This is a genomic window from Smaragdicoccus niigatensis DSM 44881 = NBRC 103563 (assembly GCF_000380645.1).
Taxonomy (GTDB): Bacteria; Actinomycetota; Actinomycetes; order Mycobacteriales; family Mycobacteriaceae; genus Smaragdicoccus; species Smaragdicoccus niigatensis.
In genome coordinates this window covers 196,390-220,111 of record NZ_AQXZ01000016.1, presented here as the reverse complement: position 1 = coordinate 220,111, position 23,722 = coordinate 196,390, and the positions used below count along the sequence as shown (strand labels likewise).

General features: G+C 64.8%; 24 protein-coding genes. 11 read left to right on the top strand and 13 right to left on the bottom strand.

Annotation, left to right across the window (positions count from 1 at the left end):
• Positions 1-15 precede the first annotated feature (15 nt).
• A complete protein-coding gene (locus F600_RS0111515) occupies positions 16-663 on the bottom strand; it encodes a response regulator (protein ID WP_026306444.1) in 648 nt (215 codons plus the stop codon).
• A 246-nt stretch (positions 664-909) separates the two neighbouring features.
• Between F600_RS0111515 and F600_RS0111510 the strand changes: the two genes are divergently transcribed.
• Entirely contained in the window at positions 910-1,485 is a 576-nt protein-coding gene (locus tag F600_RS0111510) for a CBS domain-containing protein (protein WP_026306443.1), read from the top strand.
• A gap of 21 nt (positions 1,486-1,506) precedes the next feature.
• Here F600_RS0111510 and F600_RS27830 read toward each other — a convergent pair whose 3' ends face one another.
• Complete coding sequence (locus F600_RS27830; RefSeq protein ID WP_425423177.1) at positions 1,507-3,450, bottom strand: serine/threonine-protein kinase; 1,944 nt, start codon at positions 3,448-3,450, stop codon at positions 1,507-1,509.
• Between the two features lie 210 nt (positions 3,451-3,660).
• Between F600_RS27830 and F600_RS27825 the strand changes: the two genes are divergently transcribed.
• The 3 genes from F600_RS27825 to F600_RS0111490 are packed head-to-tail and all read left to right on the top strand — an operon-like array spanning position 3,661 to position 5,512.
• Entirely contained in the window at positions 3,661-3,882 is a 222-nt protein-coding gene (locus F600_RS27825; protein ID WP_018160764.1) for a three-helix bundle dimerization domain-containing protein, read from the top strand.
• Between the two features lie 14 nt (positions 3,883-3,896).
• Positions 3,897-4,901 (top strand): inorganic phosphate transporter, encoded by a 1,005-nt coding sequence (locus F600_RS0111495; RefSeq protein ID WP_018160763.1) that lies wholly within the window; start codon positions 3,897-3,899, stop codon positions 4,899-4,901.
• Positions 4,898-5,512: a DUF47 family protein gene (locus F600_RS0111490; protein WP_018160762.1), complete on the top strand. Its 615-nt coding sequence runs from the start codon at positions 4,898-4,900 to the stop codon at positions 5,510-5,512. The genes F600_RS0111495 and F600_RS0111490 overlap by 4 nt, the downstream gene beginning before the upstream one ends.
• Before the next feature lie 2 nt (positions 5,513-5,514).
• On the opposite strand, the gene F600_RS27820 is transcribed toward F600_RS0111490, so the two are convergent.
• Both F600_RS27820 and F600_RS0111480 read right to left on the bottom strand, forming a co-directional pair.
• On the bottom strand, positions 5,515-5,925 hold the full coding sequence (locus F600_RS27820) for an OsmC family protein (RefSeq protein WP_018160761.1): 411 nt from the start codon (positions 5,923-5,925) through the stop codon (positions 5,515-5,517).
• A 2-nt stretch (positions 5,926-5,927) separates the two neighbouring features.
• Positions 5,928-6,932 carry an Acg family FMN-binding oxidoreductase gene (locus F600_RS0111480; RefSeq protein WP_026306442.1) on the bottom strand — a complete coding sequence of 335 codons (1,005 nt, stop codon included), beginning with the start codon at positions 6,930-6,932 and terminating at the stop codon, positions 5,928-5,930.
• 227 nt (positions 6,933-7,159) lie between these two features.
• On the opposite strand from F600_RS0111480, the gene F600_RS0111475 reads away from it, so the two are divergent.
• From F600_RS0111475 to F600_RS27815, 5 genes are all read left to right on the top strand, one after another.
• On the top strand, positions 7,160-8,116 hold the full coding sequence (locus F600_RS0111475; protein WP_018160759.1) for a universal stress protein: 957 nt from the start codon (positions 7,160-7,162) through the stop codon (positions 8,114-8,116).
• Positions 8,113-8,991 carry a universal stress protein gene (locus tag F600_RS0111470; protein ID WP_018160758.1) on the top strand — a complete coding sequence of 293 codons (879 nt, stop codon included), beginning with the start codon at positions 8,113-8,115 and terminating at the stop codon, positions 8,989-8,991. The genes F600_RS0111475 and F600_RS0111470 overlap by 4 nt, the downstream gene beginning before the upstream one ends.
• A 14-nt stretch (positions 8,992-9,005) precedes the next feature.
• Positions 9,006-10,109, top strand: a complete 1,104-nt coding sequence (locus tag F600_RS0111465; protein ID WP_018160757.1) for a 3-oxoacyl-ACP synthase III family protein — start codon at positions 9,006-9,008, stop codon at positions 10,107-10,109.
• A complete protein-coding gene (locus tag F600_RS32620; protein WP_018160756.1) occupies positions 10,093-12,375 on the top strand; it encodes a wax ester/triacylglycerol synthase family O-acyltransferase in 2,283 nt (760 codons plus the stop codon). Before F600_RS0111465 ends, F600_RS32620 begins: the two co-directional genes overlap by 17 nt.
• 116 nt (positions 12,376-12,491) lie before the next feature.
• Complete coding sequence (locus F600_RS27815) at positions 12,492-13,484, top strand: alpha/beta hydrolase (protein ID WP_018160755.1); 993 nt, start codon at positions 12,492-12,494, stop codon at positions 13,482-13,484.
• A gap of 45 nt (positions 13,485-13,529) precedes the next feature.
• Here the strand turns inward: F600_RS27815 and F600_RS0111450 are convergent, their stop codons facing one another.
• The 9 genes from F600_RS0111450 to F600_RS31145 all read right to left on the bottom strand — a co-directional run bounded on the left by F600_RS0111450 (position 13,530) and on the right by F600_RS31145 (position 21,800).
• Positions 13,530-14,204 (bottom strand): VIT1/CCC1 transporter family protein, encoded by a 675-nt coding sequence (locus F600_RS0111450; RefSeq protein ID WP_018160754.1) that lies wholly within the window; start codon positions 14,202-14,204, stop codon positions 13,530-13,532.
• A 778-nt stretch (positions 14,205-14,982) separates the two neighbouring features.
• Positions 14,983-15,237 carry an acyl carrier protein gene (locus F600_RS32685; protein WP_018160752.1) on the bottom strand — a complete coding sequence of 85 codons (255 nt, stop codon included), beginning with the start codon at positions 15,235-15,237 and terminating at the stop codon, positions 14,983-14,985.
• 32 nt (positions 15,238-15,269) lie between these two features.
• Positions 15,270-16,409, bottom strand: coding sequence for a site-2 protease family protein (locus F600_RS0111435; protein ID WP_018160751.1), 1,140 nt, complete (start codon positions 16,407-16,409; stop codon positions 15,270-15,272).
• A gap of 13 nt (positions 16,410-16,422) precedes the next feature.
• On the bottom strand, positions 16,423-17,553 hold the full coding sequence (locus tag F600_RS0111430; RefSeq protein WP_018160750.1) for an acyltransferase family protein: 1,131 nt from the start codon (positions 17,551-17,553) through the stop codon (positions 16,423-16,425).
• A 5-nt stretch (positions 17,554-17,558) separates the two neighbouring features.
• A complete protein-coding gene (locus tag F600_RS0111425) occupies positions 17,559-18,434 on the bottom strand; it encodes an alpha/beta fold hydrolase (protein WP_018160749.1) in 876 nt (291 codons plus the stop codon).
• Between the two features lie 69 nt (positions 18,435-18,503).
• Entirely contained in the window at positions 18,504-20,204 is a 1,701-nt protein-coding gene (locus F600_RS0111420; RefSeq protein WP_018160748.1) for a GAF domain-containing sensor histidine kinase, read from the bottom strand.
• A gap of 73 nt (positions 20,205-20,277) precedes the next feature.
• Positions 20,278-21,129 (bottom strand): universal stress protein, encoded by an 852-nt coding sequence (locus tag F600_RS0111415; RefSeq protein WP_018160747.1) that lies wholly within the window; start codon positions 21,127-21,129, stop codon positions 20,278-20,280.
• A gap of 80 nt (positions 21,130-21,209) precedes the next feature.
• Positions 21,210-21,455, bottom strand: coding sequence for a hypothetical protein (locus F600_RS0111410; protein WP_018160746.1), 246 nt, complete (start codon positions 21,453-21,455; stop codon positions 21,210-21,212).
• A gap of 162 nt (positions 21,456-21,617) precedes the next feature.
• The gene (locus F600_RS31145) at positions 21,618-21,800 is read right to left on the bottom strand and encodes a DUF7455 domain-containing protein (protein ID WP_026306437.1); all 183 of its coding nucleotides are present in this window, start codon (positions 21,798-21,800) and stop codon (positions 21,618-21,620) included.
• A gap of 177 nt (positions 21,801-21,977) precedes the next feature.
• Between F600_RS31145 and F600_RS0111400 the strand changes: the two genes are divergently transcribed.
• Both F600_RS0111400 and F600_RS0111395 read left to right on the top strand, forming a co-directional pair.
• A complete protein-coding gene (locus F600_RS0111400; protein ID WP_026306436.1) occupies positions 21,978-22,460 on the top strand; it encodes a cation:proton antiporter regulatory subunit in 483 nt (160 codons plus the stop codon).
• 46 nt (positions 22,461-22,506) lie between these two features.
• Entirely contained in the window at positions 22,507-23,676 is a 1,170-nt protein-coding gene (locus tag F600_RS0111395) for a cation:proton antiporter (RefSeq protein ID WP_018160744.1), read from the top strand.
• The last annotated feature ends 46 nt before the right edge of the window (positions 23,677-23,722 follow it).

The following is a 23,722-nucleotide window of genomic DNA, read 5'->3' as shown; positions in this document are numbered from 1 at the left end:
CACCACAAACGGCGGTTACCGCTCGTGTGGCTTCTGCTGATCGAGCTTCGACACGAACACGGCGGCCTGCGTCCGGCGCTCCATCCCGAGTTTCGCCAGAAGTCGCGACACATAGTTCTTGACCGTCTTCTCCGCCAGAAACATGCGCGCCGCGATCTGACGGTTCGTGAGCCCATCGCCGAGCAGCGTGAGCAGTGTTCGCTCCTGCTCGGTCAGCCCCGACAAGGGGTCGGACTCCTCGGTGCGGGTCCGGAGTTTGCTCATCAATGCGGCGGCGGCCCGGTTGTCGAGCAACGACTTTCCGGCGCCGACGTCTTTGATCGCCTGGGCCAACTCCATCCCTTTGATGTCCTTGACGACGTATCCGCTGGCGCCGGCGAGGATCGCGTTGAGCATCGCCTCCTCGTCGGTGAACGAGGTCAGCATGAGACAGCGCAGGTCGGGCAGCATGGAGCGCAGCTCGCGGCACAATTCGATGCCGTTGCCATCTGGAAGGCGAATGTCGAGCACCGCGACGTCCGGGTTCAGCGCCGGGATGCGGGCGAGGGCCTGCGAGACGGTCCCCGCTTCACCGATGACGTCGAGATCCGGGTCGGCTTGAAGAAGCCCCATCAGGCCACGACGCACGACCTCGTGATCGTCGACAAGAAAGACCTTGACCATGGATTCACTCCCCGGCATACGCAGCATGACTGACACAGCGTAAGTCGGTCTGCTTCGTGCACGCCCCCTGATTGGTCACGAGTTCTGGTGACTTAAGTCCTTCGTTTCACAGTGATCAGCGTTGGGGCGCATGGATTTATCGACTCCGAACCGACGAAGGTCCTCTCGATGGGGGACCGACGACAGCATTCACGCGACGGTCGCGTCCCTAGGTTGGAAGCAGACTCCAACGAGAAAGGCGTTTCCATGTTGGTACGCGACATCCTCACCAGGCCGGCCGTTTCTGTCACTCCGGAAAGCACAGTCGAGGAAGCGATCACGAAGCTGACCAAGTACGGTTTCGCGCTGCTGCCCGTTGTCGACGATGGCGGCCTCGTCGTCGGCGTCATCTCCGAATCGGACGCGATCAGGGCGATCAGCAACGACGCACTCGTGTCCGAGGTGATGAGTGTCCCGGTCGAGGTGGTTGGCCCGACAACTGATGTCGTGGATCTTGCCGCGCGCATGGAGGCCAAACGGCTCCGCAGTGTGCCGGTAGTCGAACTGGGGCTGCTCGTCGGCATGGTTTCCCGACAGGATCTGCTGCGGAGCATGGTCGACGAGGGCCGCGGCATAGCGTCGAAGGTCCGGTCGTTGCTCGACGAGTACGCCGGAAGCCGGCGTCAATGGTCCATCGTGGTCACCAACGGGATTGTCGAGGTCAGCGGAGCTTTCGCCGACGAGGACGAACGGCGCTTGGTGGCCGCGCTCGCGCGCACCGTCGAGGGAGTGCGGAACGTGCAGATCGTCCCGACCGCACCGGAACTCCAACTGGCCGACTGACGGTCAGACTGCCGGACACGGTTAGGGCTTCTTCTTCACCGTTGCGGCCCGCCGGTTTCGCAACAGGTCAGCGATCGCCGGCGGGATCAACTCCGACACGTTGTCGGGCTCAATTCTGTGCACGAACAGACTTCGCCGCTCGGCGGAGGCGAGGAGCGCGCGCGAAGTGGGATTGTCGGGCAGGTGAGTCAGCGTCTCGGGGTCTGCCGCCGAGATCGACAGCAGGAACTCGGCCATCTTCGGCTCCATCGAATTCAACAGGTTGTCGATAAGGAACCCGGCGGCCGCTTCCTGGCCGCCGCGAACGCGACGGATCGCTTTCACGGCGCGCTCGACCGCTCCCGGCACGAGAAGTGTTGCAGTGTCACCGGCGGCGTCCGTGCCACCGCGTAGGGCGACCGCCGCGAGTCGCAGTGTGGTGGCCCAGCCGCGGGTCGCCTCCGTCAGTTCATCGGTCTCGGTGTCAGACAGCGGCAGTCCGTAGGTTTTGACGAATAGTTCCGCGGTCTCCGCGGCGTCGAATCGCAGTGCGTCTGCGTCGATTTCGAGTCGACCCCCGGTCGTCGCCGGCAGTGGCGTTCGGCTGGTGATCACGAGATCCAGCGCAGGACAGTCGGCGTCGAGCAGCAACTGCACGGAATCGCGCGTGGTGTCATCGAGGATGCGGTCGTAGCCGTCGATGAACAGCGTGAGGGGCGTGCGGCGCCGACCAAGGTGCTCGACTATCTCCCGAACCAACTCGACACCCGCAGAGCCCGGGTCGGCGAGAACGGCTTTCGCGAGATCCGCCTCGAACGAACGGCCGGTCCCGATGTGGACCCATGCCGCGGCCTCGCCGTCCGCGCGCAACGTGTCCCGCCACTGCGCAGCAAGGGTGCTCTTGCCATAACCGGCGGGCGCGACGATCGCGACAACCTTCTGTCGCGCGGAGCCGAGCACGTCGAGCAGCCGGGTTCTCGGAAGTTCGCCCGCCCTCTGAACGTGAATTTCCCGACTGGTACGGACGTGCTCCTGGGGAGCTGTCTCGTCGGTGACGGGGATTGAGCGAGAAATGGGTGACCGGACACTCGCCTTCTCATGCACGTCGGCCGGCAGCGCCATCTTCTCGGCGGGCAATCCGTGATCGAGCTCGACCTGTTGGAGCAACTGTCCGAATTCGGCCGCGGAACGGGGACGTCCTGCCGGATCCGACGTCATGGCCGCTTCGATCGCCGCGCTCACGTCTGCGGGGACCGCGAGCCGCCGCAGGTCGGGAACCGGCTGTTCGGTGATCCGCAGGAAATGTGCCACCACGCCCTCACCCGCGTGGCGCTCGTACGCGGCATGCCCGGTGACGAGCGTGAAGAGCGTGGCACCCAGGCTGTAGACGTCCGAACGTTCCGTCGGCGGCTCGCCGGCGAGCACCTCGGGCGCGATGTAGGCGGGGGAGCCGACGATGGCACCCGACGTGGTCTCGAAACCTCCGACGACGCGTGCGATTCCGAAGTCGGTGAGTTGCGGTTCGTCATAGGCGGTGAGCAGGACGTTGGCCGGCTTCACGTCACGATGCAGGATCCCCATCCAATGCGCCGACTCGATGGCGCCCGCGAGTTTTATCCCGATGCGAACGGCATCCTGCCACGTGACGGAGCCGTTTCTCCGCACTGCGCGGTCGAGCGATCCGCGCGCGTGGAATGGCATCAGGATGTACGGTCTGCCGTCTGATGTCGATCCGACTTGAAGGATGTCGACGATGTTCGGGTGGCCCGAAAGGCGACCCATCGCGTGTTCTTCGCGGATGAAGCGCTCGCGGTTCTCGTCATCGAGATCGGCGGCCAGCACCTTGACCGCCACGTCGCGGTCCAACGATGGCTGGAAGCAACGGTAGACAGTGCCGAACCCGCCGCGACCGATCTCGGTCGGCGATTCCAGTCCGGCACGTTGGAGTTCGGCCACGATGTCGGACTCGGGGTCGCGTCCAGCCATCGATCGGCTTGCGGCCGTCGCCCGGGCGCTCCGGCCGAACTGCGTCGCGCTCGATTCTGGACTCATGTTCACTCTCAAACCCGAGGTCAGATCAGCATAACGCGGGGTCGAACCAGACGGGCGAGGCTCAGTGTGGCGCAGGGCGATTGGCCCCGGCGCAAGGGCCCTCAGGCCCTACCGTCGCGCGCGGAGAAATCGAACAATCGAGGAATGGAAGCGCCTCGCACACATCTTGCGGTCGACGAGCTGGATTCGATCACTCAGACGTTGAACGCGAAGTTCCCCGAACGGGATCGCGACGAGGTGCGCGGTGTCGTCGATGAGGCGTATCAGTACCTGGCCGCTCGCGCCCGCATCGTCGCGCACCTGATTCCGCTCACCGCACATCGAGCTCGTGAGGTTCTCGCCCGGGCCGCTGCCCCGGTCGGCTAGGCCGGACCGGCGCGATGTTGTTTGCACTGATCCTGACGATCGTTCTCGCCATGGCATTCGACGTCACAAACGGATTCCATGACTCCGCGAATTCGGTGGCCGCGCTCGTTTCGACGCGGGCCGCCACCGCGGGGCAGGCACTCGTCATCACCGCGCTGGGAAACCTCGCGGGACCACTCCTCGCGGGTACGGCGGTCGCCAACACGGTCGGCGGAGTCGTCGATGTGCCGCTGGGCGACACGGTCCCGGTGGTGTGTGCCGCGCTGACCTCCGCCATTGCGTGGAACCTCATCACGTGGCGCTTCGGGCTGCCGTCGAGCTCCTCGCACGCGCTCATCGGCGGTCTCGTCGGTGCCGCTTTGCTCAGCGGATGGGATGGCGTCCACTGGGGCGGATTCGCGGGATGGCGCCCGTACGGCGTGATGGGTGTGCTTGCCGGACTTGCGATTTCCCCGATTCTCGGGGTTGTCGTCGGGGGTGCGGCGAGTGCGCTCGCGCGCCGCTGCTTGCGTCGGGCACCACGTCGGGTGAATCGGGTCGTGCGGCGCGGCGAGTGGGTCACGGCGTCGGCCCTGGCCTTCAGCCACGGCGCCAATGACGCGCAGAAGACGATGGGCGTTGTCGCGTTGCTGTTGGTCGCGACCGGGCACCTCGATCGGTTCGAGGTTCCGTTATGGGTGCGGCTCGCCGCAGCGGCATCGTTGACGATCGGAACGATGCTCGGCGGCTGGCGGATCGTTCGAACGGTCGGGCACGGCATCTACCGGATGCGCCCGCTGGATGGACTGGTCAGCCAAGGTAGTTCGGCAGCCGTGATTCTTACCGCTGCCGCGGTGGGCGCTCCTGTCAGTACCACCCACGTGGTCGCCTCCGGGGTCGTCGGGGTCGGCGTGCAGCGAAGAATCGGCCATGTGCACTGGGCGGTCGTCCGCGAGATCGGTGCCGCGTGGCTCGTCACATTGCCCGTGACCGCAGTGGCGGGAGCGGTGTTGTTGTCTATCTGGAAGGTCATGTCATGAAGCTGCACCGCTCCTGGTTTCTCCCTCGCAACCTGGACACTCTCGGAACTCTCGTGCGCCAACTCGAGGTGGTCGAGCAGATGCTGGGAACCGTTTCGGCCTGGATCGAGGGGGCCGAGTCCGATGCTTCGGTGACCGAACTTCGCCGCCTGACCAAGGAAGAACACGAGCTGCGCCGACAGCTGAACCTGGAGGTTCGGCAGAGCTTCAGCACCCCTCTTGAGTCCGAGGATCTGTTCGAGTTCGGCGAGGCTCTTGGTGAGATCGCCGAATGCATCTACGCATTGGTGCGGGAAGCGGACCTTTCGCACACCGGACCGGACGCATGTCTGCGGGCGATCGTCGAGGCGAATCTCGACGCGTTCCAACCGCTGGCTTCCGCAGTCCGGATGTTGCCGCATGGGCGCGCTGCCACGAAGGCCGACGAATCGCTGCAGCGGCTCGCTGTTGCCGAACATTGCTATCGCGCCGCGATCGCGGACCTCGAGTTCGAGACCGATCTGCGGCACGAACTTCGCCGCCGCGAACTCTATCGGCGCAGTGAGCTTCTGGGTGCCGCGACGCAGGCTCTGGCCCGCCGGGTGTGGTACGCGGTCTTCAAGACCGAGTGAGTTCAGTCCACGCTCGGGACGGGTGCCGACGCAATGACATCGATCTTCGGCGGATCGTTCAGGGTGTTGGTCACGGTGCAGTGTGAAACCGCCGCGATCATTCCATCGCGGTGGTCGCGATCGAGCTCGCTGGGCGAAACGATGGTTAGCTGCACGCGGGCGACCCGAGCCGGATTCGCCCGCATGTTCCACTGACAGTCCACCCGTAGACCCTTATGGGGAAGCCCGTTCGAACGCAGATAACGTGCCGCGTAGTACGCGGCACAGCCGGCCAGCGACATGACCATCAACTCGACGGGTGAGGCGCCGACCTCGACATCGTCGGCGCGTGGTTGATCCACGAGTACAGCGTGGTTGCGGGTACGGATCTCGAACCGATCGTTGTCGAATTCGGTCACCGATATCGAAGCCATGGCTATGCCCGATCTGCGGTTGCGGGCGCGCGATCAAACGGGTCGATGACTTCGTCGAGCGGGCGGCGGGGTGTCTCCGGCAGCGGCCCGGCGGCGATCGGCGCCCAGCCGACCCGAAGGATCATCTGCGGGAATCCGTTGTCGTCGAGGACGTCGGTGCGCACGATCGTGCGCAGGTGTGAGACTTCCAGCGGCTCGGTGAGGGGACACGCGGCAAGTCCGGCTGCGGTCGCGGTCAGGAGTGCCGCGCTCATCGCTTCACCAGCGCGCAGCTGCGACATCGGATCATCGGAGCTCGTCCCGAAGACCAGGAGCTCGCCCGCGCTCTCATCCGTCGAAACCGGGTCGGCGAGGGTGCCGGCCGCGAACTGACGGGTGTAGGAGGGGTCGGATGAACCAGGAACGGGCGCGTTCTTCGCCGGTACCCCGTCGGCGGAGACGTTCCGGCCGGTCCAGATCGCGAGTTCGGTCAGGTATTCCGGTTCGTTCGCATGAACTTGCGAGGCCGCGAAGACTGCGTCTTCGATGGTCGCGCGCGCTGGCCCGTCCGTCTGATAAACGAGGACGCCTTCCCGGGCGGCCGCATCGGAGATCGCACGGATGTGGGCGTTCGGGACGGGCCAGCTGCTGTAGCGGCGCCGATCGGACCGGCGCCGCGAGATCGCGGCGGCGAGCGCAATGTCTTCATCGGTCGGAGTGTGCCGAGAGACCTCGACGGACGCGACGTGGTCCGGCTGCGACGGGTCCGGCAGCCGATGGACAGCGGTCGACCAGCCGAGCGCGGCGAGACCAACGCGCAGGTGGTGCAAGGCCGCGCCGCAGCTGAGCATCAAGTCACGCCGGTCGGGGTCGGTGGACTCGAGATGGCGACTCAGGTCCGCGTAGAGGTGAATCGTGCGGTCGCCAATCCGCCACCGCCACGGCTGCGTGTTGTGCACCGACGGCGCACGGACGGCAAGAGCAAGCGCCGTCCGGACCGTTTTGTCGTCGGGAAGTCCGCGTTCCATCGTCATCACCTTTCGTCCTGGGTAATCAAGTTCACCTGCGAAAGTGCGCCATCGGCAGGGGCGCAGGGCCCGATTTCCGATGACCTTCGCCGTTAGCTGCGGACGGGGTGTCGCAGGAGCGCTGGACACCGTTTGGCCCATCCGATTGGTGACGAACGGCCGTGTTCTCCGGATCGGGGATCTTGAAGACTTGGGGTCAGAATCAATTCCCGAAGGCAGGACCAGAGATGCCATCACATCCAGACCCGCGGAGCCCCGCGCTTCATGGAAATGAAATCGTCATCGGGGTCGACGACTCGCGCACGTCGGAAAGTACGGTCCGGTGTGCTGCACGTACTGCATCGAAGCGTGGCCGAACGCTGCGGATCGCACATGGCCTTGACCTTGCGGCGCTCGGTGCGGCGGTCGACTATCCCGATTTGGCGGTCCACGACCTCGTCGCTCGACTCCGCAGGCGCGCGGAGGACGCAGTTGAACGGGCCCGCCGCACCGCGCACGCGGTCGACCCCAATCTGACTGTGGTCACTGAGATTTCACCCGAATCCGCCGCTCGCGTGCTGACCCGTCGATCGGAATCCGCATATGAGGTTGTCGTTGGCGCGGGTAGTGGGGCGGACTCGATCGTCGGTCGAATCGGATCGACGATCACGGCCGTGGCCAGCCATGCGCACGCGCCGGTCGTCGTGGTGCGCGGAGATCTCGACCGATCACCGCGTCCGGCGGACGCGCCGGTCGTGCTCGGGCTCGACGGCCATCCGGCCGGAGATGCAGCGATCGGACTGGCGTTCGACGAAGCGTCGTGGCGGGGGACTGGCCTCGTCGTCGTGCACGCGTGGAGCGATCTCTCACTCGGCGTATTCGCCCAACGGCATCAACTCCTCACCCCGCCCCAGGCATTCGAGGAAGCCGAGAGCGTGGTCGTGGCCGAGAGACTTGCGGGTTGGCAGGAGAAGTATCCGGACGTCACGGTGAGCCGCCGGGTCTACCTTGACGGCCCACGCCAACACCTCTTGCGCTGGTCCCAGCGCGCGCAGCTCGTCGTCGTCGGAAGTCGCGGTCGAGGCGGCCTCGCCGGCATGTTGCTCGGTTCAACCAGCGCCGCCCTCATCGCGCAGTCCCGCTGCCCGGTCATGGTCGTCCGACCCGACTCCGTTTCCAATCCGTATGCAGGAGAGCAGAAATGAATTCGAAACCCATCGTCGTCGGCGTGGATCAGACGCCATCGTCGGAAGCGGCCGTGCGCTGGGCAGCCGCCGACGCCGCACGCCATGGTGTGGGACTCCTGCTCGTCAACATGTTGCCGACTGCGGATATCTACGGACCAGGACTGTCGTTCCCGCCCATCGACTTCAGGTTGGCGAGAAGCGAGGCCCAGGACCTCCTGCAAAGCGCCACCAAACTAGCGCAGGAATCGGCCGCGGACTTCGGCGGTGTCGAAGTGACGACCAAGGTCTTGTCGGGTCCGGCAACAGGCGCCCTGATCACCCAGTCGAAGGATGCCCGCTTGGTTGTCGTCGGCAGCCGCGGGTTAAGCGCCTTCGGGCGGGGTTTGCTCGGTTCGGTCAGCAGCGCGCTGCCGCAACATGCGCACTGTCCGGTGGCGGTTGTTCATGAACGTCCGGAACGTGACGACGTTCCGGTCAAGGGACGCGTCGTGGTGGGCGTCGACGGCACACCAAACAGTGTGCCGGCAATCGAGATCGCGTTCGACGAGGCCTCGACTCGGGGCGCGGACCTCGTCGCCGTCTACGCCTGGTCCGATGTCAACGGCGGTGTCCCGTTCGGCATTGACTGGTCCGAGATCAAAACGTCCGCGGAAGCAGTGCTGGCCGAGAGCTTGGCGGGTTGGGCTGACCGCTATCCGGACGTGGCCGTGCACCGGGTCGTCGTCATCGATCGACCGACGCGAAGGCTCTTCGAGGAGTCTGAAAAAGCCGACCTCATCGTCGTCGGAAGCCACGGTCGCGGCGGGTTCGCCGGGATGATGTTGGGTTCGACGAGCCGGGCATTGCTCCACAGCGTGGACTGCCCGATCATCATCGCCCGCAGCCCGATGTGAGCAGGAGTATCAGGATGGCAAAACACTGGCTGGTGATGGAAAGCGAGCAGGACAAAGCCCGCTCTCCGTTCCGTACGCGCATTGCGGGGGCGGGACGTTGCCTGCCGCCGACTCGGTTGACCACAGCCGACCTGATGGCGTCCACGCGGCATCACACGCATGTCGATCTCGAACGACTCACCGGTATTCATGAGCGCCGGGTGTCGGTCGGCGACGAGGATTCGCTGAGTCTGGCGACGGCCGCGGCCATTGACTGCCTCGGGCACGCTTCTCGGTCCGGCGCGGACGTGGAAGTCGTGATCAATTGCAGCATCACGAAGTTCCGCGGCGGGCTGACCCACTGGCTCGAGCCGACCACGAGCATCGCGGTTGCCGAGGCGATCGGAGCCCGCGGCGCGATCACATTCGACATCTCGAACGCCTGCGCGGGAATGCTCACCGGTGTCGCCATCCTCAACAACTGGATTCGTCAAGGCGTGGTGAAGAACGGCCTCGTCGTGAGCGGCGAGTACATCTCGCAGGTCAGCCGTAACGCCGCCAAGCATCTGCGCTCGATCCTGGGCAAGGAACTTGCTTCGCTGACTGTCGGGGATGCCGGCGCGGCGTTGCTGCTCGAGCGAGCTACCGAAAGTTCCGGCACGATTTCGGTCTCCGGGTTCACGACCATTGCCGATCACAGCCGGCTTTGTCTGGCCTACCCGAAAGGGGATGACCCGGGCGCCCGGATGTTCACCGATTCCCGTGGAATCCACAAGGTCGCGATTGCCGATACGCCCGTACTCCTCGAGGAAGTTCTGGAGACGGCTGGGCTCGCGCTCCACGACATCGACCATGTCATCACGCACCAGACCTCAGCGCGCGCGATCCGGAAGGGCATGCAAGAGCTGACGGCCAAGTTCGGTGACGCGCCCGCCCACGATGCGGTGATCACGGTCGATCGATATGGGAACACCGCGTCGACCACGCACACGGTCGCGATGGTCGAGGAATTCGAAGCCCACCGAATCAAGCCGGGGGAGACGGTGGCGCTCGTCGCCCTTGCGTCCGGCCTTGAGATCGGTGTGGTCCTATTTCAACCGGATAAGGAGCTGCTGGACAGCTATGGGAACGATCATTGAGCAGATCAGCGTGGTGCGGCCCAACTGGCATGTCGGCCCCAGCGCGCTGAACCTTGCGGTTTCTGCTGCGCGCGATTGTCTTCGCGGCGCCCGCCGGGCCCCGAACGACATCGACCTCCTCATCAACACGGGCCTCTACCGAGAACGCAACCTCGCCGAACCGGCCCTCGCGGCGCTCATCCAAGAAGATGTCGGCGCCCACCCCGAGGACCCGCACGAGGATGCGCATGGGACGTTCTCCTTCGACCTGGGAAACGGCGCGTGCGGCGTCCTGTCCGCGACACAGGTCGCCGACGGGTTCCTCCGGTCCGGTGCGATCGAACGCGCCCTCGTCGTCGCGAGCGACACCGATCCGGGCTTCGGAATGAGCAAGGATTTTCCGTTTGCCCCGGCTGGTGCGGCAATGTTGTGCACCTGGACCGAGGAAGACTACGGATTCGGGAAGTTCTACTGGGCATCGAGGCCGGACCATGGCGACGCGTTCCGCGCCACCGTCGGCCTGCATAACGGTCACAACACCCTCGAATTCGATGGAAATGCCGGCCGCGCGGTGGCGTTCGCCGACGTGGCGGCCGACGCGGTTCAGGCGTGCCTCGAGGCGGAGAACCTCACCCTCGAGGCAATCGATGTGGTCGTCACGGCACCGGGTGATCCCGAGTTTCGTGCCGCACTCGCGACGCGGATCGGGACCCGGCTGGAAGACGTCGTTGCAGCTGGACACGACGCGCACACGTCAGCACTGCTCTTCAGCATGCACTCGATCATCGACACGCTGCGTCCCGGATCGACGGCCCTGCTCGTCTCGGCGGGTGCGGGCGTCACCGCTGGCGCAGTCCTCTACCGCGCTGCGCCCGAACCGGAGGCCCAACCCCTTCGTCCGGACTTCGCGGCCGCAGGCACGGATTATTTGACCGCACTCGATGCCGCCTTCCTCGAATTGGAAGACTCCGATCGCCATGTGAATCTCGCCATCGGCGGTGTCAGCGTCGTTGGCGGGCCGGTGCCCGACGAACGAGAACTCATGGATGCCCTCGTCAGCCGGGTTGTTTCGCTTCCTCGTTACCGCCAGGTACTGCGGTTCAAACCATTCGACCTCGGTGCGCCGGAATGGGTCGATGACCCGGATTTCGATTTCGCACACCACATCCACCGCACCGCTCTGCCTTCGCCGGGTGACGATTCCGCCCTGTACGACCTCGTGGCTGAGGCCATGTCGCACCGGCTGGACCGTGATCGCCCGTTGTGGGAAAGCTGGATCATCGAGGGTCTGTCCGACGGGCGATGGGCGATCCTGATCAAGATTCATCACTGCATCGCCGACGGGATCTCGGCGGCACGCGCGGTGACGAGTTTGTGTGACGACGCCGAACTCGCGTCCTATGCCGACCACATTCGGGCCGCCACCGAGTCGCCGGCACCGAACGTGTTCAGCCACAACCCGCTTCGGTGGCCAGGCGAGATAGTGCACGGATCGCTCGGTGCGCCGGCGGCCGTGCTGCGGGCGGCGACCGGTGCCGCTCAGATAGTGAAGAGCATTGTCTGGCCGTCCGCGGATTCGTCCTTGAACGGACCGATTTCCAAACAGCGCCGTTTCGGTGCCGCGCGAGTGTCGCTGGCCGACATCGCCCGGGTGCGTCGCGCGTTCGATGTCACGGTCAACGACGTTGCGCTGGCAGCGATTGCCGACGCGTACCGCGACGTCCTGTTGCGACGTGGTGAAACGCCGCATCCGGACACCATGCGCACGTTGGTGCCGGTATCGGTTCGAACGGCCGACGCGACGGGAGACCTCGGCAACCGAGTCTCGGTGATGTTGCCCTTGCTGCCGGTCGACATCGCCGACCCCGTTGAACGACTCCAGGCGGTCCATTCGCGCATGCACGTCGCGAAGTCGTCGGGTCAGCGGGAAGCCGGGAGTTCGCTCGTCGATGCTGCGCGGTATCTCCCGTTCCTGCTCACCGCTCCGGCCGTTCGGATGTTTGCGCATTTTCCGCAGCGTGGCATCGTCGCACTCGCGACGAATGTGCCGGGCCCCCGCAAGCCGCTCCACATCCTTGGGCGGCAAGTCCTCGAGATGATCCCGGTCCCGCCGATTGCGATGCGGCTCCGAACGGGAATCGCGATGCTCAGCTACGCCGACACTCTCACGTTCGGAGTCACCGCAGACCACGACGCGGCCCCCGATGTCGCCGAGATCGCGGCCGGTATCGAGCGGGCGGTGGAACGTCTGGTCGAGCTGAGTCGTGGGCCGGGTTCGACGGTCTAGCCGGACCGATCCAGCGCAGAGGTTCTTGGAATTTTCTGAGGCTCGCAGTCGTTCAGTTGGTACCCCAGAGCTGGGAATACGGTTTCAGCAATGGTGCTGTCACTAGGAAAGTGCGCATGTCTGATTTCGCGCGTAGCCCGATCAATTCATCGGGGCCCATCTACACGCACACGTCCGGGCGAACTCCGCAACTGGAGGCAATCAGCCGGCTGCTGAAAGTCAGTGTGAAGCCGTTCCTGTGGACGTGGTCGAAGACCTGGTTCCTGCCGTGGCCGACCGGCCTGGTCGATCATTTGGGCCGCGTATTGGCGCGAGACGCCGATGTGGAAACCGCGGCTGTTCAATTGCCAAATTGTTCCGCGCAGTTGTACTCCCCGAAGAACCTCGATTCCGACCGCCTCGTGCTCTACTTCCACGGCGGCGCATTTCTTGTTGGCGGGAACCACCTGCACCGTCAGATGATCAGCCGGTTTTCGACCGAACTCGCCACCCGGGTCCTCGCCGTGGGTTACCGCAAGATGCCCCGCCACTCGCTGTTGGCGGCAATGGACGACTGCCTTGACGCATATCGGTATGCGCTGAGCCAGGGGATAAGTCCGGACCGGATCGTCTTCATGGGCGATTCGGCGGGCGGGTACTTGGCGTTGGTGGCCGCGATGCAGACGAAGAGTGCCGGACTTCCCATGCCTGCCGCGATCGTCGCGATGTCACCGTTGACCGACTGGGACCACACCACGAAGGTCGAGGCTGTTACCGCCGGCCAATGTGCGGTCCTTCCGCGATCCGCGGTGGCTGCGTTCACACGCGCGGTCCGACGTTATGGCGATGGAAGCGTCGAGTTGATCTCTCCGTCTCAGTCCGAGCTCACGGGACTTCCGCCCACGCTCATCCAGGCCGGCAGTCGCGAAATGCTCTATCCAGATGCCGTGGCGGTCGCCGAAAGACTGGCACAGCACGATGTCTCGTGTGAACTGCAGACCTGGGACACCAATGTGCACGTCTTTCAGGCGGCGGCGAGCATTGCCCCGGAAGCTGCGCATGCGGTGCGAAGCGCAGTCGCGTTCATCGATCGAATTGTCCACAGAGTGCAACGGCGTGAGGCGTCGTGACCGTGCGCCGGTGCGCATGCCGTACTGAGGCATTGAGAATGGTCATTACCCGAGGCCGACTCCGCCGATGAGGTGGCCGACGCCGTAGGTCACGACCATGCCGATTGCGCCACCGACAACGACCCGCAACATGGCGGTCTTAGCGCTCGCCCCACCGAGTGTGGCGCTCAGCGCACCGGTCACCGCGAGAGCCATCAGAACCACGATGAACGTGACCGGAACGCGAACGGCGACCGGTAGAACGAGGATCGCGAGCAGCGGCAGGAGGGCTCCCGCGGTGAAGGCCAGCGCGGACGCTCCGGCCGCATGCCACGGATTCGTCAGATCGTCGGGGTCGATCTTCAGCTCCGCCTCGACGTGCGCGGCGAATACATCGTGGTCAGTCAGTTCGATGGCGACTTGGCGGGCTGTTTCCGGTCTCAGTCCCTTGGACTCATAGATTCCGGCGAGCTCGTCGAGCTCCGCTTCCGGCTGGTTCTCCAGTTCGTGACGTTCTTTTGCCAGGAGCGCCTTCTCCGTGTCGCGCTGGGTGCTCACTGACACGTACTCGCCAAGCGCCATCGAAATCGCACCGGCGAGGAGTCCGGCGACGCCTGCGGTGAGGATCGGCGCGCGTTCAGTGGTTGCGCCGGCGACACCGACTGCCAGGCCGGCGATTGAGACGATTCCATCGTTTGCACCGAGCACGCCGGCGCGCAGCCAATTGAGCCTTCCACCCATCCCGGGCGCGTGCGGCTCGTTGCGGTGTCCGCGTGTAATCACTGGACTGTCCTCTCTGCGAGTCCAATGGCAGAACCACCGTGTCGCACGGAAATCGCTTTGCTTCGACGCTATGAGCTGCACGAGCGAACGTCTCCGGCCGCGAGTCACCGACCCTAGGGACCTTCGTCGCTCCGTATCCGATCATCATTTGGGGAGCGACGAATTACCGGCGATGGTGGATGTGAAGGGACGGCAAAGTGCCGGCGCAGAATTCTTTCAGTTGAGTCAACTATTATCGTGAGTCTCGTCTCGGGGGCTATCCTTTGTCGTATCAGACCGATCAGTCTTGTTTCAATGCGGAGGATAGAGATTCGGTCCGCTTGGCCGGGACATGTCTGTGGTGCGTGAGGAGTGTGCAAAGGTGGACAGATCCGTAGCTGAGACCGCTGCTACCTGTGAGCTGGTCCATCGAAGTATTCAGCTGATGAATGCCCTCGCTATCGGATCTCGCCGAGACGACTGCCGCGCGTTGTGGCTGAGCGTGCATTCGATGCGAGACCGGGTCGCCAATCCGAGCGATTCGCCGTTGAGTCAGGCTGCAATCAACTTTTCGAGCATTGTCGGACAATGGTATGTCAGTATTGGCAGTCACCTTGCCGGTGCATATGAATCGCTGGCCCGGGCGGAATCGTTCAAGATAGCCGAAATGATGCGAAATTCCGATCAGCGGGCGAATTCTCACCCGGAGATCGCGGCTAGCCGATAGGCCCCGAATGTCATTCCCGAAATTGAGCCGCTAATCCGCCAGCCGGGACGCCAAGGCTCCGATGGTGGTCCTGCCCGTGATTTCGTCGGCACCCAAGACGATCCCATGGCGCCGCTCGATGGCCCCCGACAGGACGCTTCGGGTCAAAACATCGAGGCCAAGATTGTCGAGTGTCGAGTGCGGTCCGATCCGGTGCAATTCGGCCGTTCGGTTCAGTTCGCAGGCGATTCGAATCAGCCACTGTAGCTCGGCCTGTGTCTTGTCTGGTTCGTGCAATGACGACATATGTCCACGACCTCCCAAACTGCAAAGCCCACTCACGACATATGTGAGACAGGAATCCCCAATGCGCTGCGCGCGGAAGCGGTGACAAGGTCAGTTGCGGTGACAACGCCGATCAGTCGGTTCGCGTCGTCAACGACAGCGACAAGATCGAGCCCCGGCCGCAACAACACCGTCGACAGAAGCGTCGTCATCGGGGTATCTGCCGTGACCTTCGCCGCGGGCGGCAGGGCGTGTGCCACCGACTCAACGCGTGCGTCCCGTCGGAGATGAGGCCTTCTGGCCAATTCGAGAAGGGACACGACTCCGATCGGATGCTCGCTTGCATCGATGACCGGAAACACCCGATGCCACGTCGGCAGCCCGGACCGGAGAAAGTCCTCGACCGACGTGCCGGCGAGCACGGTGAACGGGTGCGCAGTCATCACTTCAGCGACGGTGGTGCTGCCCAGCTGATGACGCGCCGTTGCGGCAGCAAGATCCGCCCCGGCCGCCGAACGAAGGAACAGCCCGAGCAGCACCAGCCACATTCCGGCGGCAGACGCGAGGAAGACGACCTCGCAAATCCCGAGGGCGATCAGGCCGACTCCCAAGTATCGCCCACCGCGTGCGGCGATGGAGGCGGCCCGCAGTTGGTCTCCGGTGCGGATCCAGATGATGTCCCGCAACACCCGGCCACCGTCCAAAGGCATGGCCGGCAGGAGGTTGAACACCGCAAGCACGACATTGGTCGCGGCGAGCCAGCCCACAACCGCACCGATGAGCCCGAGACTGAAGCCAGAACTCACTGCCGCAATGGCGGCGAAAAGGCCCACGCCAATCGCGATGCTCGTGGCCGGCCCGGCCAGGGCGATGCGCAGGTCGGTCCGGGGATCGTCCGGCTCGTTGTGCATCTCGGAAACGCCACCGAGGAGCCACAAGGTGATTCGGTCGATGTGCACCCCAGCCCGTCGAGCCGTCACAGAGTGCGCAAGTTCATGTGCCAGAAGTGTGGCCAGGAATCCGATCGCCCCGATCGGAGCGATGAGCCAGCGCTCCACTTGGTCCACGTCCGGGGCCAGTTGCGGAATGACCGCGCCGCCCAGCATCACGGTCAAGAGCACCGCTGTGACCAGCGCAGTCCAGTGCGCTTCGATCCGGATTCCGGCGATTCGGAAGAGGGGTATTCCACGCATTTTCTGGACACTTTCAGAAGAGTCTTTGCAAGACGGTGTGGCGGATCAGCATTCCGCCGATCCAGAAACTGCCGACGACCCCGCCGATCGCGACGGCGACGGCTTTGAATTCGGCGGGGACATCCAGGAAACGCAGGCTCGTCGCCAGCAGCATGAGAACCGGTCCTTGCAGGAAGAAGGCGGCGAAGGCTTCGCGCTGGTGTCGTCCGAGGAAGTCCGATTCGAGGTGCCGTTGGGCCGCGCCGAGGAGCCAGATCGAATACGAGACGACGACGACCCCCTCGATCACGGAAGCGATGAGGGACTGCCACGTCCAGCCGCCGAGGTACGGCAGGCTGTCCCGCGCGAAGTCGTGGATGCCGGCGAACAACGCCGCGATAGGCAGGGCGATCGTCGTGCCCAGTGCCACGGCACGACATCTCGCGACGAGTTTCGGGTCGAGCGTGTCGAGCCATCGAAACCCGCCGGCGACGGTGCCGAGCCCGAACATGACGAGGCATTGAGGCAGCTGCCAGAAGTGCAGGTCGCCGGGTTGTTTGCTGCGGGCTGGAAACCCGAGTCGCACGGCGAAGTTGAGTGCGGCGATCAGCGCGACGGCGATCAGAAGATGGCGCGCGGCCAGCAACGTACGCGCTGGCCGATGGAGTGACCAGAGCACCGCGTACCCCACGGAAAACACCAGCAGCACTTCGGCGAACCACATGGCACCCGAATCGAGGAACGGATCGCGGTGCCGAAACACCCACCACGGGGACACGTCGTGTCCGGCCGCACGGTAGGCGACCCACACCGACAGCGGCCAGACGAGAAAGGCGGACAGCAGGAATGGCAGTCCCAACCGCCGCAGCCGTTCAGATACGTAGCTGTCGGGCCCGCGCCGTGCCAGCGAGATCGGCGCCAACAAACCAGAGATGAAGAACAGCGCGCCGATGATGAACAGTCCGCTGACGCCGACCAGCGAGATGAGGACGAGTTCGACGACCGGATGGACCCGCGATTCGGCGACTTCGGCGTAGGCCCAGCCGCCGACCGCGGAGTATCCGGTGAGCCCGTGCGCGGCGATGATGCACGCGACCAGCGCCGTTCGCAGATTATCGAGGTAGGGCAGGCGACGGGTTTGAGGCGGCGCGAGTGAGACGGCCATCGGTGTCACTGCGGCTCTGTCGAGTGGTGGATCTCGCCAGTCAGGTCCGCCGATGCGAGGTTGAGGATGTTGGTGATCACCTCGCAGAATGCTGCTGGGTCACTGTTGACCCAGCTGTGGCTGCCGTCGACGGTGACATAGAGATGGTCGCCAGCCGCAGCGCGCAGAGAGTTGATCGTGACGTCGGGTATCAACCGATCGCGCCGACTCCAGACGATCGCGACGGGAAGTCGGCGTCGTTTGAGCTCTTCGAGTTCCGTGGTCGAGTCCGTCCTTCTCGCGAGCGTTGCGGTCCGCCACAGCACCCGTGGGTTCCGGATAAGCGGAGGCAGACCATCGCGGAGGATGACGGGCAAGACCCTCGTGGTTTCGCGCCGGGCGCTGAAGTCGGCACGCAGGTGCAGACCCCAATCCCATAGCGGCCGCCGGTGCAGCCCGATGGGCGATCCCTTCCGGTTCGTCCAGGCCGACCCGCCGATCGAATTGATCAGAACGAGTCGTTCGACCAGGTCTGGAAAGTCGTGGGCCAGTCGAATGGCGACTCCGCCGCCGAACGAATAGCCGACGAGTGCAAATGGTCGACGAATGCCGACGGCTTCCGCGAATCGAGAGATCCAGGCCGCGTACCCATGCAGCGAGAACTGATCCTGGGGCAGTGAGCTCGAGCCGAACCCAGGGAGTACGGGTGCATAGACTTCGAATCCGCTGCGGGGCAGCTGGCGAATCGCGTCTAGGTAGACCGGGCTCGAGGCAAGGCCCCAGCCGTGAACGAACAGCACCGCTGGGCCGTCGCCGCCGACCAGGTACTTCGCGGGCGCGCCATCGACCAGCGTCGACCGCTGGGCGATGCCGCCGCTCGATCCGAAATCCTGACCGCTCACGACTCCATCTTGTTTCGGCCCGACGGCACGAAGCAGAGCCGTTGGTCCTCGATTCCGGAGTCCTCGTCCTCAGTCCGGAAGTGGGGCCGACCACAGGAGTTGGGTGCCGCCGGACGGTTTCTTCGTGACGGTGAACGTCCCGCCAGCTTCCTCGGCCCGGGACTTGAGGTTGTGTAGTCCGCTACTGGCCACTGTTTCGGGAATCCCGACGCCATCGTCGGTCACGTCGATGACCAGGTCGTCTGCGACCGAGACGGTGATGGTCAACGACTTCGCGTGGGCATGCCGGAGTGCGTTGCTCACCGCCTCGCGAACGACGGCTTCGGCGTGTTCGGCGAGGCGCCCGGTGACCACATTCAGCGGGCCCGACATGCGCACCGAAGTTCGGAGCCCGGAGTTGTCGGTCAGTTCGGCGATGATCTCCTGCAGGGCGGCCCGCAGCCGCGACGTTCCGGCGATGCGGCCGTGCAGATCGAAGATCGCCGTGCGCACGTCGGTGATGATCGATTGCACGTCATCCACCATCTCGGAGAGGCGTTGCTGCAGCTCGGGGGAGCGCACGCGCATCTGGGCACCTTGCAGGTTGAGCCCGTGCGAGAACAGTCGCTGGATCACGTGGTCATGTAGGTCTCGTGCGATCCGGTCGCGGTCGGCGGCGACTTTGAGTGCGCTGATCTCCCGGCGGTCTTCGGCCAGTTTCAGCGCGAGCGCGGCCTGCTCGGCGAACGCCGCGGCAAGGGGGAGCAGACCGTCGTCGAAGGCAGGTTCGTCGTGGCGCCGCGCGATCACCAGTACGCCGGACGTGACTCCGGGCGCGACCAGCAACGGTAGAACGAGGCCGGGTCCCCACGTCGCGTCCTCGGGTTCCAGGATGGCGAACTGACGGGGCTCGCCGCTACGGAAGACGCCGCCGGCGATGGTGCCCTCGACGGGGAAGGTCTCTCCAACTGCTGGTGCCTGTTTGCCAGTCGAGGACGAGACGACGAGGGTCTTGACGTCCGCCGTCTGCAACTCGCGATCTTCGGGTTCGACGATGAAGACGTTCGATGCGTCCGTCAGTTCCAGCGCGCGGGACGCGATGAGGTCGATCACCTCTTCGAGGTCGGCATCGGCGAGTAGCTGTGCCCGGATTTCGCTCGTCGCGGCCTGCCAGTGCTGGCGAAGCTTTGCCTCCTCGAACAGTCGAGCGTTCTCGACCGCGACACCGGCAGCTGCGGCAAGTGCCGAGACGATGACTTCATCATCTTCGGAGAAGGATTGGCCGTTTGCCTTCTCTGTCAGATACAGATTGCCGAAGACGACGCCGCGCACCCGGACCGGCACACCGAGGAACGTCCGCATCGGGGGGTGGTTCGCGGGGAAGCCGACGGACGCGGCGTGGTTGGCGAGGCTGTCGAGCCGAATGGGCTTCGGCTGCTCGATGAGAAGGCCGAGAAGGCCGTGACCCGTCGGCAGCTCCCCGATCAGATGGCGCGTGTTTTCGTCGATGCCTTCGTACACGAACTCTTGTAGGCCGTCGCCGCTACGGTTGAGCACCCCGAGCGCGCCGTATCGACAGTCGACCAGCTCGATGGCCGCGTGCACGATCCGTTTGAGAGTCGTGTCCAGATCCAGGCCGGACGCGACCGTCAGCATCGCTTCGAGCAGGCCATCGACCTGATCACGAGACGCCATCAATTGCTCGATGCGATCCTGCACTTCGCTGAGTAGCTCGCGTAACCGCAGCTGCGATAGCGTGCCAGTGATCAGCGACGGTTCGAGGCTTGACATCCCGAGTTTTGTCCTTCCGCGTGTGACGCAATCCTAATGCGGCACTGCGGGAAAAAGACACGTGCCTTGCTTCCTAGCTGTCGGACTGTCGGCAGATCATGACCGGGCAGGGACTGTGCTTGAGCAGGTGCGCACTGGTGGATCCGAGGATCAGCGCCGCTGCTCGTCCGCGCCCGTGGCTGCCGACGACGAGGAGGCGTGCGCGGCCGGCGTAATCAGCCAGGACATCGCGCGGGTCGCCGGGCTCCGAGATGGCCTTCACAGTGACGTCGGGGTACTTCTCACTCCAGCCGGCAAGGCTCTCGGAGAGCAGTAACCGGTGCTGGGCGTGGTCGACGTCGGCGCTCATGAGGCGGCTCTCATCCCATGCGTGGATCGCCAGGAGCGGGGCGCGATTCCGGCTTGCGTAGTCGAAGGCGTGCTCGATCGCGGTGATGCTCAGCGGTCCGCCGTCCACTCCCACGACAACGGGGCCAGGCGGGCAGGCGCCGCGCCACACCACCACCGGGGACTTGGCGTGGTTCGCGACGAGCATCGCCGTCGTGCCGACCATGAGTGACTCCAGGCTCGCCGTGCGATGGGCACCGACGACAACGAGTTGGGCCTGTTCACTGAGTGCGACGAGCAGGAGATCCGCAGGTCCTTGTTGGCGCAGCAGCCGGACGTTCAGATCGGGGAACTTCTCGAGAACCGCTTGCTCGGCCTCGTGGAGGTGCTCCTGTGCCTCGGCCGCGGCGTCCGTGGTCAGCGGCTCAGCCAAGAGCGTCGCATCCGTGAGGTAGGCGCCGGGAATGGTGAATGCGGATGCGAGCACCAACGGAGCGTTGACGTCGTGGGCGACGCCGGCCGCCCACAACGCTGCTCGGGTGGCCGTTGGCGAGCCGTCGACACCCGCGACGATGGACGTGGAATCTGCGAAGTTCATGCCTCTAAGCTCCGCCTCCCGCAACGTCGCCGCGAGGGACCAAAGTCAGTGAAAACGTCCACCTGAGTTGTTTGTTCGGCCTAACCGAGGTGGTGCGCCAAGTACTGGACGGATCGTGGCCCGAGTCCCGGGTTCGCTTGCCGCAGTACCGAGACGATGGCGCGTTCGTCGGCGGGCCGGACCCCGTGCCGGACAGTGGTGGTGAGTGCCCACCGTTTGGCGTTGGCGACTGCTTCATCCGCGTTTGCGCCGCCAAACGCCTGCTGGATCTCTTCGACCGCGTCGAGGTCGAGACTGTCGATGGCGGACAGGTAGCCGTCGAGCATTCGGTTCCACCTCCCGGGCTGAAGTTCGATCACTACGTCGTCAAGATTTGAGGTACCCCGCCCGGGCCGAAAACAATGCAGTTTGTGGTCGTCGTCTCAGCGTGAGTCGGGACAAACGAAAGCGCCCCTCGCCGAGAGGCGAGGGGCGCTGGGAACGGGGGACTATTCCGCCGACGCGGTGTCGATTACAGCGGAGAGCTGAGCGAGTCGAGGCGCGTGCTCATTCGCGTGATGCTGGCAGAACAAGAGTTCGCTGCCAGAGGCGAGAGTGGCACGTACGCGCGCACGGGCACCACAGCGATCGCAGCGATCCGCAGCGGTCAACGGTGTCATGGTGGCTTGCATTGGCAGCTCCTCACTGTCTGACGGCCCTTTTGTGGGTCGTGCCCATAAAAGCGCTCGAGATGCATCGGATGTTCCCGAAAATCGGACAAGTGTGTCTGCGATCACATCGGATAGTGACCCGAATGCAACATCGAGATCTTCCTAACGTCTGTGTACCCACCGGGATACGCTCAAATCGTGAACGTCGAAGTCACGCCGCTTCCGGGTATCGGTGTGCGTAAGGATTTCGAGTCCGGTTCCGGCCGCCGGATCGGCGTCGTCGTGCGCCGCGACGGTAGTACCGACCTGATCGCGTCCCGGGCTGACGATCCCGATACCTGTGAGCTGCAAGTCGCGCTGACTCAGGATGAGGCGGCCGTTCTCGGGAACCTGCTCGGAACTCCGCAACTCGTCGCGCAGCTCCAAGAGGAGCACCGCGATCTCCCGGGGGTGTCAACGCGGCAATTCGAGCTCGAAGCGGACTCTCCCTTCGACGGCCGAACGCTCGGCGCGACCGGCATGCGTACCCGGACGAAAACGTCGATCGTCGCCGTTATGCGCGCCGGACAGGTTCTCGCGTCACCGGGACCCGACTTCGTTTTCACCGCGGGAGACGTCCTGGTGGTTGTCGGTACCTCAGATGGTCTGGACTCGGCCGCCAAGATCCTTGCCCACGGGTGATCGCCATGACCGACGGTCCGCCCCGTAAGAGGGCGTAGGTGTAGCGATGAATCAGACCGCGTTGGCGTTGTTGGAGCTCGGCGCGGTGTTTGTGGGTCTTGGCGCGCTCGGGTCCGTCGCGGGTCGATTCGGGTTATCGCCGATTCCGCTGTACCTGTTGGGCGGATTGGCGTTTGGCCATGGGGGAGTCGTCCCGCTCGGGTCGGCGGAGCAATTCAGCCATCTCGCGGCCGAGATCGGCGTGGTCCTGCTGCTCCTGATGCTCGGTCTCGAATACACCGCGGGTGAGCTCACGACAGGTCTCCGCCGGACCTGGGTCGCCGGTTTGCTGGACCTCGCCCTCAATGCGACCCCGGGGGCAATCGCCGCGCTGCTGCTCGGTTGGGGACCAGTGGGTGCACTTGTTCTGGGCGGCGTGACCTACATTTCCTCGTCCGGGATCGTGGCCAAAGTCCTCACCGACCTGAAGCGGCTCGGTAACCGCGAAACCCCGACGGTGCTGTCGATCCTCGTGTTCGAAGACCTTGCGATGGCGCTCTATCTGCCGATCCTCACCGCAACCCTCGCGGGGGTGGGCTTCTGGGGCGGGGCGAAAGCGCTCGGCATCGCTCTCGTCGTCATCACGTTTGTCCTGGTCGTCGCGCTGCGGCTCGGCCACCTCGTCTCGGCGGTCCTGGACAGCGAGCACAAGGAGGTGTTCCTGCTGAAGATCCTGGGTGCCGCGCTATTGGTCGCCGGACTCGCGCAGGCACTCCAGGTGTCCGCCGCGGTCGGTGCGTTCATGCTCGGCATCGCGATTTCGGGGTCGACGGCCCGCAAGGCAGCCAAGCTTCTCGAACCGCTGCGCGATCTGTTCGCCGCGATGTTCTTCGTCGTGGTCGGGCTGAACACGGACCCGTCCGCCTTGCCGCCGGTCATCGGTTGGGCGCTGTTGCTGGCGTTCTTCTCGACCGCGACCAAGGTCTACACCGGGTGGTGGGCGGCCGGCCGCGCCGGAATCGGTGTGATGGGCCGCGTCCGCGCGGGCACCGCACTCGTCGCGCGCGGGGAATTCTCCATCGTCATCGCGGGCCTCGCCGTCACCGCGGGTGCCGCAGACGCGCAGATGGCGGCCTTCACGACTGGCTATGTGCTCATCATGGCCGTGATCGGTCCCATCTCGGCCCGCCTGGCCGAGCCGGCGGTGACCGCCGTGCGCAATCGTCAGCAGGCGTGACGCGGGCGACAGTAATCCGCACCATCCGCAGCAGCAGGGTCTTCGA